General features: G+C 39.8%; 14 protein-coding genes. 11 read left to right on the top strand and 3 right to left on the bottom strand.

The genetic code is table 11. The annotated features are described in order from the left end of the window. The first annotated feature begins 172 nt into the window (after nt 1-172). The 4 genes from EV579_RS00125 (at nt 173) to EV579_RS00140 (ending at nt 5,268) form a co-directional block, all read left to right on the top strand. A complete protein-coding gene (locus EV579_RS00125) occupies nt 173-1,711 on the top strand; it encodes a glycoside hydrolase family 43 protein (RefSeq protein WP_024425184.1) in 1,539 nt (512 codons plus the stop codon). Between the two features lie 35 nt (nt 1,712-1,746). Beyond that, nucleotides 1,747-3,012 (top strand): glucuronoarabinoxylan endo-1,4-beta-xylanase XynC, encoded by a 1,266-nt coding sequence (gene xynC / locus EV579_RS00130; protein ID WP_103132476.1) that lies wholly within the window; start codon nt 1,747-1,749, stop codon nt 3,010-3,012. Nucleotides 3,013-3,154: 142 nt separating this feature from the next. Beyond that, nucleotides 3,155-3,862, top strand: coding sequence for a response regulator transcription factor (locus EV579_RS00135; RefSeq protein WP_024427125.1), 708 nt, complete (start codon nt 3,155-3,157; stop codon nt 3,860-3,862). 2 nt (nt 3,863-3,864) lie between these two features. Next, on the top strand, nt 3,865-5,268 hold the full coding sequence (locus EV579_RS00140; RefSeq protein ID WP_133743753.1) for a sensor histidine kinase: 1,404 nt from the start codon (nt 3,865-3,867) through the stop codon (nt 5,266-5,268). Between the two features lie 57 nt (nt 5,269-5,325). Here EV579_RS00140 and EV579_RS00145 read toward each other — a convergent pair whose 3' ends face one another. Further along, nucleotides 5,326-5,634 carry a magnetosome magnetite crystal formation protein family gene (locus EV579_RS00145; RefSeq protein WP_133743754.1) on the bottom strand — a complete coding sequence of 103 codons (309 nt, stop codon included), beginning with the start codon at nt 5,632-5,634 and terminating at the stop codon, nt 5,326-5,328. A 342-nt stretch (nt 5,635-5,976) separates the two neighbouring features. Here EV579_RS00145 and EV579_RS00150 point away from each other — a divergent pair, with 342 nt between their 5' ends. The 6 genes from EV579_RS00150 (at nt 5,977) to EV579_RS00175 (ending at nt 12,337) form a co-directional block, all read left to right on the top strand. Next, the gene (locus EV579_RS00150; RefSeq protein ID WP_133743755.1) at nt 5,977-6,819 is read left to right on the top strand and encodes a PRD domain-containing protein; all 843 of its coding nucleotides are present in this window, start codon (nt 5,977-5,979) and stop codon (nt 6,817-6,819) included. Between the two features lie 113 nt (nt 6,820-6,932). Next, the gene (locus tag EV579_RS00155; RefSeq protein ID WP_133743756.1) at nt 6,933-8,834 is read left to right on the top strand and encodes a beta-glucoside-specific PTS transporter subunit IIABC; all 1,902 of its coding nucleotides are present in this window, start codon (nt 6,933-6,935) and stop codon (nt 8,832-8,834) included. 23 nt (nt 8,835-8,857) lie between these two features. Further along, a complete protein-coding gene (locus EV579_RS00160) occupies nt 8,858-10,321 on the top strand; it encodes a glycoside hydrolase family 1 protein (RefSeq protein WP_024425177.1) in 1,464 nt (487 codons plus the stop codon). A gap of 157 nt (nt 10,322-10,478) precedes the next feature. Next, the gene (locus tag EV579_RS00165; protein ID WP_133743757.1) at nt 10,479-10,880 is read left to right on the top strand and encodes a MerR family transcriptional regulator; all 402 of its coding nucleotides are present in this window, start codon (nt 10,479-10,481) and stop codon (nt 10,878-10,880) included. A 34-nt stretch (nt 10,881-10,914) separates the two neighbouring features. Next, a complete protein-coding gene (locus tag EV579_RS00170) occupies nt 10,915-11,835 on the top strand; it encodes an alpha/beta hydrolase fold domain-containing protein (protein ID WP_133743758.1) in 921 nt (306 codons plus the stop codon). A gap of 253 nt (nt 11,836-12,088) precedes the next feature. Continuing rightward, on the top strand, nt 12,089-12,337 hold the full coding sequence (locus tag EV579_RS00175) for a DUF2651 family protein (RefSeq protein WP_225315496.1): 249 nt from the start codon (nt 12,089-12,091) through the stop codon (nt 12,335-12,337). 142 nt (nt 12,338-12,479) lie between these two features. Here EV579_RS00175 and EV579_RS00185 read toward each other — a convergent pair whose 3' ends face one another. Both EV579_RS00185 and EV579_RS00190 read right to left on the bottom strand, forming a co-directional pair. Continuing rightward, nucleotides 12,480-13,247 carry a pentapeptide repeat-containing protein gene (locus tag EV579_RS00185; RefSeq protein ID WP_133743760.1) on the bottom strand — a complete coding sequence of 256 codons (768 nt, stop codon included), beginning with the start codon at nt 13,245-13,247 and terminating at the stop codon, nt 12,480-12,482. Between the two features lie 406 nt (nt 13,248-13,653). Continuing rightward, nucleotides 13,654-14,544, bottom strand: a complete 891-nt coding sequence (locus tag EV579_RS00190; RefSeq protein ID WP_133743761.1) for a LysR family transcriptional regulator — start codon at nt 14,542-14,544, stop codon at nt 13,654-13,656. A 100-nt stretch (nt 14,545-14,644) separates the two neighbouring features. Here EV579_RS00190 and EV579_RS00195 point away from each other — a divergent pair, with 100 nt between their 5' ends. Continuing rightward, nucleotides 14,645-15,592: a carbon-nitrogen hydrolase family protein gene (locus tag EV579_RS00195; protein ID WP_133743762.1), complete on the top strand. Its 948-nt coding sequence runs from the start codon at nt 14,645-14,647 to the stop codon at nt 15,590-15,592. Nucleotides 15,593-15,633 lie beyond the last annotated feature (41 nt).

Here is a 15,633-nt window from a genome sequence, read left to right on the forward strand (position 1 = left end):
GCATTTTTTGTTGTCTTCTAGTCAAAAAGTAAGGGTTTTCATCGTGATTCCAGCAAGGATTTGCCCTAGAAATCATTCTTTCTATTCATTCTTCATCAGTATCTATCAACATATTTTGAAATTGGGCCTAAACCCCAATATTAGGAAGATGAAAACAGGAGGAAATGAAACGATGAGGACGAGGATGAAGTGCGGCGTTGGTTTATTGATTTTTGCTTTGGTACTGAGCTTTTTACCGGTATATGATGCGAGTGCGGCAAGCACAACAATTGCAAAACGTGTAGGAAATGCAAACCCGCTCATAGACCACCACTTGGGCGCTGATCCGTTTGCGCTCACCTATAACGGAAGAGTGTACATTTATATGTCGAGTGATGACTATGAATATCACAGCAACGGAACGATTAAGGATAATTCTTTTGCCAATTTGAATAGGGTCTTCGTCATCTCTTCAGCAGATATGGTGAACTGGACAGATCATGGCGCGATTCCAGTAGCCGGTGCAAATGGAGCAAATGGCGGCAAAGGGATCGCTAAATGGGCAGGTGCTTCCTGGGCTCCATCAGCGGCGGTGAAAAAAATCAATGGGAAAGATAAATTTTTCCTTTATTTCGCGAACAGCGGCGGAGGGATTGGTGTTCTGACAGCAGACTCCCCAATCGGCCCATGGACAGATCCTATCGGAAAAGCACTCGTCACGCCAAATACACCAGGAATGTCTGGGGTTGTATGGCTGTTTGATCCAGCCGTTTTTGTAGATGATGACGGCACTGGGTATTTATATGCCGGCGGAGGTGTACCAGGCGGTTCTAATCCAACGCAGGGACAATGGGCCAATCCGAAAACAGCAAGAGTCTTAAAACTAGGGCCTGATATGACAAGTGTTGTGGGCAGCGCCTCGACCATTGATGCTCCTTTTATGTTTGAAGACTCAGGGATGCATAAGTATAACGGAACCTATTACTATTCCTATTGCATCAACTTTGGCGGCTCCCACCCAGCAGATAAACCACCTGGTGAGATCGGTTATATGACGAGCTCAAGTCCGATGGGTCCCTTTACGTATAGAGGGCACTTCCTGAAAAATCCGGGTGCATTTTTCGGGGGAGGCGGTAACAACCATCACGCTGTGTTCAATTTTAAAAACGATTGGTATGTCGTGTATCATACCCAAACGGTCAGCTCTGCCTTATACGGGGCAGGAAAAGGCTACAGATCTCCGCACATTAATAAGCTTGTGCATAATGCTGACGGCTCCCTTCGAGAGGTTGCAGCCAATTTTGAAGGGGTCAAACAGCTTTCCAACCTGAATCCTTATCAGCGGGTAGAAGCTGAAACATTTGCTTGGAATGGACGCATTTTAACAGAGGCCTCCTCAGCCCCAGGCGGACCAGTCAATAACCAGCATGTCACAAACATTCAAAACGGAGATTGGGTGGCTGCCAGTAACGTCGATTTCGGATCAAACGGTGCGAGAACATTTAAAGCAAATGTAGCATCAAATGCAGGCGGGAAAATAGAAGTACGCCTTGGAAGTCCTGACGGCAGACTCGTCGGAACACTAAATGTCCCTTCCACAGGCGGAACGAACAACTGGCGAGAAGTAGAAACAACTGTAAACGGAGCAGCTGGCGTGCACAACGTATTTTTTGTCTTTACAGGATCAGGTGCAAACCTATTTCAATTTGATTCCTGGCGGTTTACTCAATAACAAAGGATAACAAAATGATAGGAGAGTGGAAAAATTTGATGTCAATGATCAAAAAACCAATCTGCACTTTATTGGTCTGCTTCACCATGCTGTCTGTCATGTTCATCGGACCTGGCGTCACTGAAGTTTCAGCAGCAGATGCCAATATTAATATCAATGCAGAAAGACAAGTGATTCGCGGCTTTGGCGGAATGAACCACCCGGCTTGGATTGGTGATTTGACCGCACCTCAAAGGGAAACCGCTTTTGGCAATGGGCAGAATCAATTAGGGTTTTCCATTCTAAGAATTTTTGTAGATGAGAACAGAAATAATTGGCACAGAGAGGTCGCCACAGCCAAAAGAGCAATAGAACATGGAGCTTTAGTGATCGCTTCACCTTGGAATCCTCCAAGCCATATGGTCGAGACTTTCAACCGTAATGGTACAACTGCAAAGCGTCTGAGATACAATCAATACGCTGCATATGCTCAGCATCTGAACGATTTTGTGACGTATATGAAAAATAATGGCGTCAATCTCTATGCGATATCAGTACAAAACGAGCCCGATTATGCACATGAATGGACATGGTGGACTCCTCAGGAAATCCTGCGTTTCATGAGAGAAAATGCCGGCTCCATTAATGCCCGCGTGATTGCACCAGAATCCTTTCAATACCTTAAAAATATATCAGATCCTATCTTAAATGATCCACAAGCGCTAGGAAATATGGACATTCTCGGAGCCCATTTGTACGGAACCCAAATCAGCCAGCTTCCGTATCCATTGTTCAAACAAAAAGGAGGGGGGAAGGAGCTTTGGATGACAGAGGTCTACTACCCGAACAGCGATAACAATTCAGCGGACCGCTGGCCTGAGGCATTAGGGGTTTCAGAGCATATTCACCATTCGATGGTAGAAGGGGACTTTCAGGCATATGTTTGGTGGTACATCCGCAGATCCTACGGCCCTATGAAGGAAGACGGCCTGATCAGTAAACGCGGTTACAACATGGCGCATTTCTCCAAGTTTGTACGCCCGGGATACGTCAGAATTGATGCAACGAAAAGTCCTGAACCAAATGTTTTCGTATCTGCCTACAAAGGAAACAATCAGGTCGTCATTGTCGCGATTAACAAAAACAATACAGGAGTCAATCAGCACTTTGTGATGCAAAATGGAACTGCTTCACAAGCATCAAGATGGATTACGAGCAGCAACAGCAACCTTCAGCCTGGTACAGACTTAAATATATCAGGTAATCAATTTTGGGCTCATCTCCCGGCTCAAAGTGTGACAACATTTGTAGTCAAACGCTAAAAAATCAATTGAATCACCAGAAGCCAATTTCCTCATTTCAAAAGGAAATTGGCTTTTTTTATGCAAATAGGAAGTTGATTTTTTCACTATGTTCTTACATTGGGTATAATAATGGCAATGACTTCAGGAGAGTGATCAATGTATGCCAAAGCATCAAAGCAAAGTATTAATGATCGATGACGAAAAAGAAATTTTGGAATTAATCAACACAGTTTTAACAAGAGAAGGCATTGATCGTGTCATAACAGCTTCAACTGCCCGTGAGGGGCTCACGAAATTTCATCAAGAACAGCCTGATCTTGTCATACTTGATATTATGCTGCCAGACGGTGAAGGCTATGATATTTGCAGACAAATCAGAGAGACCTCCCATGTTCCGATTATCTTTTTATCAGCAAAGGGAGAGGAATCAGACAAAATTGTAGGACTTGCCATCGGCGGGGATGACTACATTACAAAACCATTCAGCCCAAAGGAAGTCGCCTACCGGGTGAAAGCGCAGCTGAGACGGCTCTCATACTTGCAGTCATCTCAAGCCGATCCCGTGATCAAAAAAGGGCCATTTGAGTTAAACGAGCAGCAAGCAGAACTGACGAAAAACGGCACGGTCATTGAGCTCACGCCGAAAGAACTTCTGCTGATGACCTACTTCTTGCAGCATCCGAACCGCATCATCAGTAAAGAAACGCTTTATCAAACTGTTTGGGGGGAAGACTTCTTCGGTTCTGACAATACGGTGATGGTTCATATCCGAAGACTTCGGGAAAAAATAGAAAATTCCCCGTCAACACCAGAGTTTCTCGTCACAGTCAAAGGGCTTGGCTATAAATTTGTTGTAAAGGATGCGTAAGGATGAAATGGCGATTAACAGGCAGATATATGGTCTCTGTCATTATCGTGACCATAATCACGGTCTTTATCAACTTATTCGTATTTATGATTTGGCTCGTACTTCAGGCAAACAGCCAGCATAACGAGGAAAATACGCCCGAAACCTTTACAAGATCATTTGAACAATACGTCTCTTTTTCTGATCAAGGGATAACCGTAAACAAAGAAGGGCAGAAAGCCTTAAAACAACAGAATGCATGGATTCAAATTTTAGACGAAAATGGACAGGACGTGTATCATGCGCAGGCACCTAAAGGATTAAAGCACAAATATACACCGATAGACATCGTGAACTTACATAAATATAAAGATAAGCAATTATTATCGACCATTTATGCTGGCGAAAAAAAAGTAAAGGGCAAAGAATACAGTTACTTTATCGGATTTAAAGATCCTTCCATTGGAAAATACCTATTCTCGTTTGACACGAAGGATTTAGTCACTAGATTCAATATCGGGACGATGATTTTATTATCAATTGATGCCATCATAGCTTTACTCATTGGTTACTTATTCAGCCGGCAGCTCACAAAACCGCTCGGCCGTGCCATTCATAGCATCCAGCGGCTGGCAAACGGAGATTACACGACAAATCTGCCTGCTAAAGGAATTTATAAAGATGTCTTCTATAATGTCAATCACTTATCAGAGCAGCTCGCTTCAAGCAAAAAAGAAAAAGACAAACTAGAGCAAATGCGTGAAGAATGGATCAGCCATATTTCTCATGATATTAAAACGCCGCTCGCTTCTATTCAAGGCTATGCAGAAATCATGAAAGACCCAAAGTATCCTCTTTCAAAGCAAGACATCAGACATTACGCGGGCATCATTGAGAATAAATCATTGTATATCAAAGATGTCATGGAGGATCTGAATTTAACGACAAGGCTGAAAAATAACGGCGTCATGCTCAATAAAGAGCTGGTCAACATCGTGTCACTGCTGCGGGAAACGTTAATTGATATTTTAAACGATTCAAGATATGCGGATCAGACGATTGAGCTTCAAACGAATGAAGACAAGCTCATGCTGAATATTGATAAAATCCTCATTCGAAGAGCGGTTACCAATCTGATTTTAAATGCCCTCGTTCACAATGATCCTGATGTGACGATCATTGTACAGCTTGAACAAAAAGAAAAAACCCATATCACGATCCAAGACAACGGCAGAGGAATAGAAGAGGCAGAGCTGGAAAAAGTGTTTGACCGCTATTACAGGGGGACGAATACAGGAGTTTCACATGCTGGCTCTGGTCTTGGGATGGCCATTGCAAAGGATATTATCGTCAAGCACGGCGGGGACATCACGATCCGCAGCAGTGTAGGAAAAGGAACAACAATTGATATCCAACTACCAGCATAAAAATAGACAAAAAAAACGGTTCTGATCAACAACAGAACCGTTTTTTCACCTAATTATTTATTCTGAAAATACTTTGATGCCTTTCACAATGTTCCAAATGAAGAAGTAGATGGCAACAAGGAATGTCACTGCATATGTCCCAATTAAGAAAGGCCCCGCATGGCTGATATCTTTCATACCAAGTAAACCTGAACCAAGGATGCCAATACCAAAAATCAAATAAGGTATGACATGCGTCCATAATGATTTTTTCGCATGATATTTCACTTCGTCCTGACCTAAGAAATAGACGATAATTGGGAACAAAAATGGTGCGAAAAAGATACTGAAGTAACATAATGATGACAAGACTTTATTTTCTCTCAAAACGTTTCACCTCTATGATTTATTGACTACAAACACATTGTACTACCTCAACCTTAATCCGTATTAATCTGAACCTTACAGCAACCTTAAAAATGTTTACCTTTTAAAATAATTTATAAACGACATAATATAATATAGGTATTTAAATCTATTTTACCGAAAAAAATAGTTGACTTTGGTTTATCCTGTGTTTACAATAAAGTCGTAACCGATGCAGGAGTGTTACTGATATCATCAGGCACCACCAAGTCAGGTAAACATGTTGTACATTTGTACGTTGTTTGCTGAGATTTTGGTGTTTTTTTTATGCTTTTTTAGCAGTTTAGGTAAGGTGGGATGAAGATGTTCACCGTCGTTAAAGTTTTAAACAATAATATCGTATTAGCTCTAACAGACACTCAAAATGAAGTAGTAGTTTTTGGTACAGGAATAGGCTTTAAGAAGAAAAAGGGTGATACACTTGATGAGAGCGCTGTCAGTAAGACATTTTATTCTGATCAGACGTCTCCATTAGAATCTCAACTTGCCGCTATCCCAACTGATATTCTTTTATTAACTGAAAAAATCATTCATATGGGCGAAGAGATGTTGAATAAAAAATTAGGTTCTAGCATGCTGTTTTCGCTATCTGATCATCTTACCTTTTCTATTCAAAGGCATCAAGAAAAAATGGAATATGAAAACCCTATTGTATGGGAAATTCCACATCTATATTATCAAGAATATCAAATTGGGATAAAAGCACTTAAAATTATTCAAAAAATGATGGGAATTACTTTTCATGATACAGAGGCTTCACTCATTGCCCTTCATTTTGTAAACGCTCAAATAGATGGTCAGTCTATGGGAGATACGATCAAAATGACCCATCTCACGAAGGAAATCGTTAAGATTATTCAAAACATTTTCGAGATGGTATTAGATAAATCATCAATAGATTATTCGAGGTTTATCACTCATTTGAGATATTTTATTGTCAGACAAGAAACAAATCAACCGCCGCAGCAAATGGATGATTCATTAAAAGAATTAATTCAGGATCGGTATATGAAGAGCTATGCATGCGGTTTAATTATTAAAGAAATGTTAAAGCGGGAATTCAATTGGAATGTCACGGAAGACGAACTTGTTTTTCTAGTCATTCATATTGAAAGAATTACAAAGAAACATCAACAGAATAAATGATTTCTTTTAGGCGTGTTATGAAAAAGCATTAACCTAAACAAATCTCCATTTAGAAGTCTTTCTAATGGTGGATTTTGTTTAGGTTTTTTTTGTGAAAATGAAGGGGTGAAGACATGGGAAACAAAGAATTGGCGCAAGAAATTATCAAATTAATTGGTGGAACCGGAAATATATCTCAAAGCTGGCATTGTATTACGAGGCTGAGATTTAATATCAACGATGAAAAACAGGTGAAAGTAGATGAACTGAAAACAGTAGACGGTGTGCTGGGAGCGCAATTCCAAAGCGGACAATTCCAAGTCATTATTGGAGCAAAGGTTGCAGAAGTCTATGAGGAAATCGACCATCTGATTGGAGAGAGCAGCAGTGATTCTACTCCTGCTAAAAATACGTCAAAAATGAATCCAATCGAAGTCGTATTCGATGTCATTAGCGGGATTTTCACACCGATTTTGCCGGCGATTGTTGGTAGTGGATTGATAAAAGGAATCATGGCTTTGTTCGTTAGTTTAGGCTGGATGACGGAAAAAAGCTCTACCTATGCTGTACTTCAAATCTTTTCAAATGCTGTCTTTTATTTTTTACCTTTCCTCATTGCTTATTCTGCAGCGAAGAAATTTAAAACACGAGAATCTCTTGCGATGGCACTCGCTGGGATTTTATTGTATCCAACGATGGTGGAAGGTGCAGCAAAAGGGGCAGATCCACTTAGTTTTTTAGGATTGAGTATCCCATTAAATAATTATACTTCTTCTGTCTTACCGATTATTTTAGGAGTGCTGCTCCTTAGCTTTATTGATAAGTGGATAACGAAAGTGATTCCAAAATCCTTAAGTATTGTGTTTACACCGGTACTGAGTTTAATGATCACGGCGCCTCTTACACTAGCTTTCATAGCGCCTATTGGAAACGTTTTCGGTCAGTATTTAGAGATCTTTTTCACTTCTTTATTCCATTTTGCTGGACCGATTGCAGGTTTATTAATGGGAGGCCTCATGCCTTTAATTGTGCTAACTGGGATGCATTACGCATTCTTCCCAAGCACGTTTGCCAGCTTTGAAAAAGTTGGCTACGATATCATGCTGCTTCCGATGAACTTTATTGCCAATATGGCACAAGCAGGTGCCGTTTTAGGGGTCATCATTCGCACAAAACGAGTAGAAACAAGGTCTTTGGCGTTATCAACATTGCTGCCGAGTTTCTTTGGAATTACAGAACCAGCCATTTATGGCGTAACACTGAGACTGAAAAAGCCTTTCTATGCTTCATTAATAGGCGGCGCAGTTGGCGGATGTTTTTATGGTTTATTCTCAGTCAAAACGACAGCATTTTCAATTCCAGGTATTACATCTCTGCCAACCTATATTATGAAAGGCACAAATAATTTCCAGCTGGCTTTAATTGGAATAGCGCTGAGCTTTTTGGTCTCACTGCTTGCCACTATGTTTCTTGGCTTCAATGAACCTGCCACAAAGGATGAAGGGCAGCCGGAAAAACAGGGAAAGCCATCTAAATATCCAGAAAATGCAGTCAATCAACAAACTGCCAGACAAGTAAATCCTTATGAAATACAAGCACCTATAACTGGTAAAGTCGTTCCTTTATCTGACGTAAATGATGCCGTCTTTTCAAGCGAAATGATGGGCAAGGGAGTAGCGATTATACCTGATAAGGGGGTGGTACAAGCGCCGTTTGCCGGAAAAGTAGTGACCGTTACACCTACTAAACATGCAATAGGTTTGGTTTCAGATGATGGGGTTGAATTATTAATACATGTAGGGATTGATACCGTCAGCCTAAATGGTCAATTCTTTGAGGTATTGGTGGAAGAAGGAGATGAAATCAACATCGGGGATCATTTATTATCATTTGATATAGAAGGAATTCAATCAAAAGGATTAGATGTCGTGACACCTATCATCGTCACTAATTCCTCGAAGTACCTGGATGTTATCTATACAGGTGACTCTTATGTCAACGCAGGAGAAAATAAACTCTTAATGCTCATTCATTAATCAAAATAGAAGGGATGATTGAAATGAAAGAATTAAAAAAAGGATTTTCAGATAATTTTCTATGGGGTGGCGCAACCGCTGCCAATCAAATAGAGGGTGCATATTTAGAAGGCGGAAAAGGGCTGTCAACTTCAGACTTCGCTGCATATAAAGATCCTTACGCACAAGGAAAAGTGAACAACTTTACATTCGATGTGAGTTCAGCTGAACTAAACAAGTACAAGGAAAATCCTGATGCATTTGATTTCCCAAAAAGACGCGGAATTGATTTTTATCATCGTTATGAAGAAGATATTGCACTATTTGCAGAAATGGGATTTAAAGTATTTCGTTTGTCTATCTCATGGGCAAGAATCTTTCCAACAGGCTTAGAGGACAAGCCGAATGAAGAAGGATTGGCTTTTTACGATAAAGTATTTGATGAATGTGCGAAATATGGAATTGAACCGCTAGTAACGATGTCTCATTATGAAATGCCGATTACTTTAACAGAAAAATATAATGGATGGATGAGTAGAGAGCTTGTCCCATTGTTCGAAAAATACGCACGTGCGATTTTAGAAAGATATAAAAACAAAGTGAAATATTGGATTACGTTTAATGAAATGAATATGAACCTCAATAGCCTTTATACAGGTGCTGGAATTTTAGAGGATCTAGTAGACCATAAATTACAAGCTGCTTACCAAGCATCTCATCATCAATTTGTGGCAAGTGCCTTAACAGTGAAGGCTGCGAAGGAAATCATTCCAGATGTCCAAATTGGCTGTATGATTAACCAGATTGAAGCCTATGCAAAAACAACAAAACCAGAGGATCAGTTGCAGGCAGTCAAATCGAATCAATTGAATATGTTCTATCCTGATGTTCAAGCTAGAGGCGAATATCCAACATACATGGTAAAATACTTTGCTGATAATCAAATCAAGCTGGATATTAAAGAGCAGGATGAACAAATTTTAAAAGAAGGCACTGTTGATTTTGTTGCGATCAGCTACTATATGTCCCATGTAGCAGAAGCACGTGAAGATGCAGCTGAGCTAGCGGGTACGTTTGACAGTCCGATTAAAAATGAACACTTGGAATTATCACAATGGGATTGGCCGATCGATCCAATGGGTCTGCGCATTTCATTAATTAAACTGTATGACAGATACCAAAAGCCTTTATTTGTTTGTGAAAATGGACTTGGTGCAAGGGATACATTGACACAAGACGGAAAAGTACACGATGATTATCGAATTGATTATTTGAAAAAACATATTGAACAGATGAAAGAAGCCGTAAAAGAAGGTGTTGACTTAATGGGGTATACACCTTGGGGCTGCATTGACTTAATCAGCTGCGGAACATCTCAAATGACTAAACGCTATGGTTTGATCTATGTGGATCAAGACGACCAAGGAAATGGTACACTGAATCGTTACCGCAAAGACTCATTCTTCTGGTACAAAAATGTAATCGCATCAAATGGAGAAGACCTATAAAAGCAAATTGAATGATGTAAAACACCATCTCAGGGCGCCTTAACCGGCTGCATGCGATGGTGTTTTGTTTTTTACGAAAACGTATCTTGACCTTGAAGTATACTTCAACCTTTATAATGTAAATATAGAAAGACAAAATTACGAAAAAGGGGTAACGATGGAGTTGATTACTAGAGGAGAACTTGCCAAACAAACAGGAATAAGCCCTGCCGCAATTCGTTACTATGAAGAACACAACATTTTACCTGTCCCGAGACGCCGTTCGAACGGTTATAGACTATACACAGAAGATTATATTGTGAAAATTCAATTGATCAAAGATGCCAAATCATTGGGTTATTCACTAAAGGAAATAAAAGAAATATTGGAAATGCTGAGTCAAGACATAGAACTTGATACTTTAAAAAGAATTGTACATCAAAAACATGAAGAAATTGAAAAGAAAATTGACAGTCTCCGTCTCATACAAGACCTTTTATCTAACTTATTAAAGACTCCTGAGAAAGAAGTACAAGTGTATCTCAAATCATTTCGTATGATGAATCAGGATGACGAATAAACATATCTGCTTAAAGTAAAGGAGAGAAAACAAAATGAGTATCGACATTTTTAATGGAGAACGTTCTGAAGAAAGTATTCAATTTGAAACATTATTCACGTCCCAAAGTAATAAAGAGAGTTTTGCTAGTGTCGAAAAAACCAAAAATCTTCTGTCTCAAATAGAAAATATAAAGCCTTATGCAATCGGAGACGATGTGAAATTAAAGAGTGAGATAAAGGAGCAGACTTTCGAAGGAATGCAGGTTTTCACATTGAATGACCAAATGTCGCAAAAACAAAAGGTGATTTTATATATACATGGTGGTGCCTGGGTAAACCAGCCTCTCGATTTCCATTGGTGGTACATGGATAAAATGGCTAGGTCCCTTAACGCCAAAGTGATCGCTCCTATTTACCCTAAATTACCTCATTACAGCTACCAAGATACCTATCCAAAAATTCTAAATCTATATAAAGAAATACTAAAAACAGTTGAGAGTACCGATCAATTAACGATCATGGGTGATTCAGCGGGCGGAAATATCTCTCTTGGCCTTGCGCACCTCTTAAAGATGGAAGGTCTGCCGCAGCCGAAGGATATTATTTTATTATCTGCATGTGTTGATATGAGTTTAAGCAATCCTCTTATATTTGAATATGCCGATAAAGATCCCATTTTAGCGCCAGAAGGAATAGATGTCATTACAAAAATGTGGGCAGCAGATAAAAAGGTAACTGACCCAATAATCAGTCCAATTCACGGTGACTTTAACGGTCTTGCGAAGATCACTCATTTTATTGGAACACATGATATTTTATATCCAGATGCACTAAAACTTGATGAAAAGCTAACAGAACAAGGAATTGACATGAAAACCTTTGTTTATCCAGAAATGCTGCATGTATTTGTCGTCATGCCAATCCCTGAGGCACAAGACGCTCAGGAAAAAATCATTCAGGTGATAAATAGTTAGATGCTCTTTTCACATATCAAAATGCTCCGGCTTGAATATTTGAAAGCTTAGCGAAATGGGCTGCTTACTGAAAGCAGTCTTTTTCCATTCAACATGACATACATTTAGAATGTCAATCCGCCTCAGATTAAACATTCCTTAAATTCCATTTTTTGTTTACAACGTGCGGATTTCCTATTAATATGATACATATTCGGTTGTTCACCGGTTCATAAAGGAGAGTGACATGATGAGTGTTTTCTTTCTTCATCCCATGGCGCTAATCTTATTTACACTGCCTTTGTTATCTTTGGTATGGGGGATTGTTGGCTACTGCATCTTTAAGCGAGTTTACATCGTTCTTATCATCACATTTGCAGTCTCCACTATTTTTATATTTGCCTATACTGGGTTTGACATGTCAAATTTGTATTGGGTCGTGGTGATGACCTTTTTATGCATGTGTACCTCTGTCATCACAAAAATCATTCGATATATGTATGCCCGCTATAAAAGAGCATAACGAAAAAGCTGATGGTCACAAAAATCAGCTTTTTCCATATAGAAATAGATGGCGAACTAGTCAAAGTGAAAATCGGGGAACTGATTCCACTCAAATATACTAGAAGTTGATGTACCCTAGACTTAGCAGGAAGAGGGACGCATCAAGCGTTTTCTTTGTTACATTCCAGATAACTGAAAAATCGCTCCACAAAATCAGTCCCATGTATGTTCTCCATATGCGCCGTGTTAAAAATATATTGTTCCATATGCTCAAGCTTGCGCAGGCTGCGTACCAGTACTTTCCGATCCTCGTCAGAAGAATGAGGGTCATGATTTATCTTCAGCAATGCCTGTTTGACACGCGCGGAGACCTTTTCAACATATAGATGGTTTTTGGAAGCTGGCGGAATACATTGCGACAGGTCACAGCCTGTAAAGCGAACACCGTCAAGAATACAGTTTTCAAAATTGGCAATCAGCTTTTGTTTACCATTTCCCTCAAACGTTATATCCACCAGCTTACCGGTAAAGGTACAATTTACGATATTCGCTGCTTGTAAAACGCGGTCATTAAACCTGCATTGATAAAATGTACAGTTGATAAACGCAGCATTTTCCAATGTCATTCCTCTCATATCACAGGAGGAAAATTCGCAATTCGTAAAAACAGCCTCGTCTCTAGCAATTCCAACAGAACGCAAATCGGAACGAATAAACGTACAATGATCAATCGTACTACCTGCAAAGAATCTCGCATTCGTCAGATCACACGTATTAAATACAAGATGACGCAGCTGACAGCTCCAAAATATAGGTGAATGAACATTCGAGTTATTGATGGTCGTTCCGCTTATCGTTTCATGTTCATACCTGACAATATCAGAAAATATTTCGTTGTCTACTGACATTCCAGACTCAAGCCTTCTCATTGTGATCACCTATCATTTCTTCAGAATCTTTTCCAATGATGAATACCTTCCAGCAAGTTCATTTCGGTTTCACTAAGCGGTTGGCACTGACAAGTTATTATATCATAAAGCTAGAAACATAAAGAGAGTGGTCATCGTTTTGAAAAGCGCTTATATCAAAATGTGTATTTCACATTCATTTTTTGATCATTGCATTCTGCAAAAGCCTGTACATGTGGAAAATCTATCATACGATGGCGTGGAATTGATTAAGAAAACGAGTAGAAAGTGATGATCTGATGGTCTTATGTCTATTGCATGGCTGAACGGTGCTATCATGGCCAGATAAATGAAAAAAAGCCTTGGAATTAGGCTTTTTTCAGTTTCTCCATGATAGAAACTAAGAAGGATGATTTTTTATTTGTTTCTATTTCTGTTCCCCAGAATAGATATCCGCAACGATTTTTAAAAAAGCCTTCAAAGCACGTGTTTTATATCGATCTTTCTTCACGACAATGCCAATTTTCCAGGGAATATATTGACTGCTAATTGGTTTTACACAAATGTCCTCTCTGTACATATCCGTTAAAGGACTTGGAAGGATCGCCACTCCAAGTTCATCACGAACTAATGTCAAAAGCAAATCCCATTGTGTTGTGCTGTAAGCGATTTTGGGAACAAAATGTTCCTTACGGCAGCTATCTAAAATCACTTGACTCAACGCAAATGAAGAATCAAACAATATCCAGTTATCCTCTTTAAGCTGTTCGAGTGAGAGCTGTTGTTCATCTTTTAAAGCGTGATTTTTTGGTAAACAAGCCACAAACGGCGCTTCAAAAATGAGTTGTTCTTCTAATTCATGACTTTGCGCAGGTATGACAACAAAGGCAACATCTACTTCGCCTTTCTCAACGAGTTTTTCTACATGCAAGCCGCCCTCTTCAATCATTTCGAGCGTCACATCTGGATGCTTTTTAGTAAAAGCTTTTGCCACTTTGGAAAAGAAAAAGGTACCAATTATTTGTGGCAGACCGATCTTTAAATGGCCGCGAATATGCGTCTCGGTATCACCCAGCTCCATTTGCAACTCATTCATTTGCTGAAGCACCGCAATCGCTTTTTCATATACAAGCTGTCCTTCATCCGTTAACCTAAAAATTCGATTTGACCGATCGAAAAGGATGACACCCAGTTTTTTCTCTAATTTTTGAATGGTTTTAGTAAGGGAAGGCTGTGCGATAAAAAGCTTTTCACTTGCTCTTGAAAAACTTCCACATTCCGCAATTGTTTTAAAAATTTCAAAGTCCCGTATGTTCATTTTATCCTCCCATTATTCCAATAAGGCATACTCATTATGATGATGATATATTGTACATGATAAACGTTTATTTTTACACTGAGAATAAGGAGGGGGTAAGATGTCAACATGTAGAGTTGCTGTTGTGCAAGCTGCTTCTGTCATTATGGATAGAGAAGCATGTACTGAAAAAGCCAATTCGTTAACACTTGAGGCTGGAGAAAAAGGAGCCAATATTGTTGTATTTCCTGAAGCTTTTATACCTGCTTATCCAAGAGGACTAGCATTTGGCGCCACTGTAGGAAGCCGTTCTCCAGAAGGAAGAAAGGACTGGCTTCGTTACTTAGAAAATTCAGTTCCAGTTCCTAGTCAAACGACAGACAGATTAGGAGAAGCAGCCCGCAAAGCTGGTGTCTACCTCGTCATTGGTGTCATTGAAAGAGATGATGAATCAAGCCGCGGGACTTTATATTGTTCCGTATTGTTTTTCGGACCAGATGGAACCTTACTTGGAAAGCACCGTAAACTAAAGCCGACAGGCTCTGAACGACTCATATGGGGAGAAGGGGATGGTAGCACACTGCCGGTTTTCGATACACCGTATGGTAAAATAGGCGCTTTAATTTGCTGGGAAAACTATATGCCATTAGCTAGAGCAGCGATGTATGCAAAAGGCGTCCAAATCTATATAGCCCCTACGGCAGATTCCAGGGAGCTATGGCAATCAACGATTCGCCATATTGCCGCAGAAGGCCGATGCTTCGTTCTATCTTGTAATCAATATGTGAATAAAGAGATGTATCCTAAAGATTTAGCCTGCTATGATGAATTAGCATCTTCTCCTGATGAAATGTGCCGAGGGGGGAGTGCAATCGTCGGTCCTTTAGGCGAATATATAAAAGAACCTGTCTATGGTCAGGAAGAGATACTGCTGGCAGATCTTGATTTGCGTGATATTTCTTCTAGTCAATTCGACTTCGATGTAGTGGGGCATTATTCGAGACCTGATATCTTCCAACTTGTCGTCAATGAAGAGAAAAAAGAAAATGTAAAGTGGATGAATCGATGAAATCACACGAAAAAAAGAGCAGCCATCAGCCGCTCTTTTTT

The sequence above is a fragment of the Bacillus sp. BK450 genome (genome assembly GCF_004364885.1).
Lineage (GTDB): Bacteria > Bacillota > Bacilli > Bacillales > Bacillaceae > Bacillus > Bacillus safensis.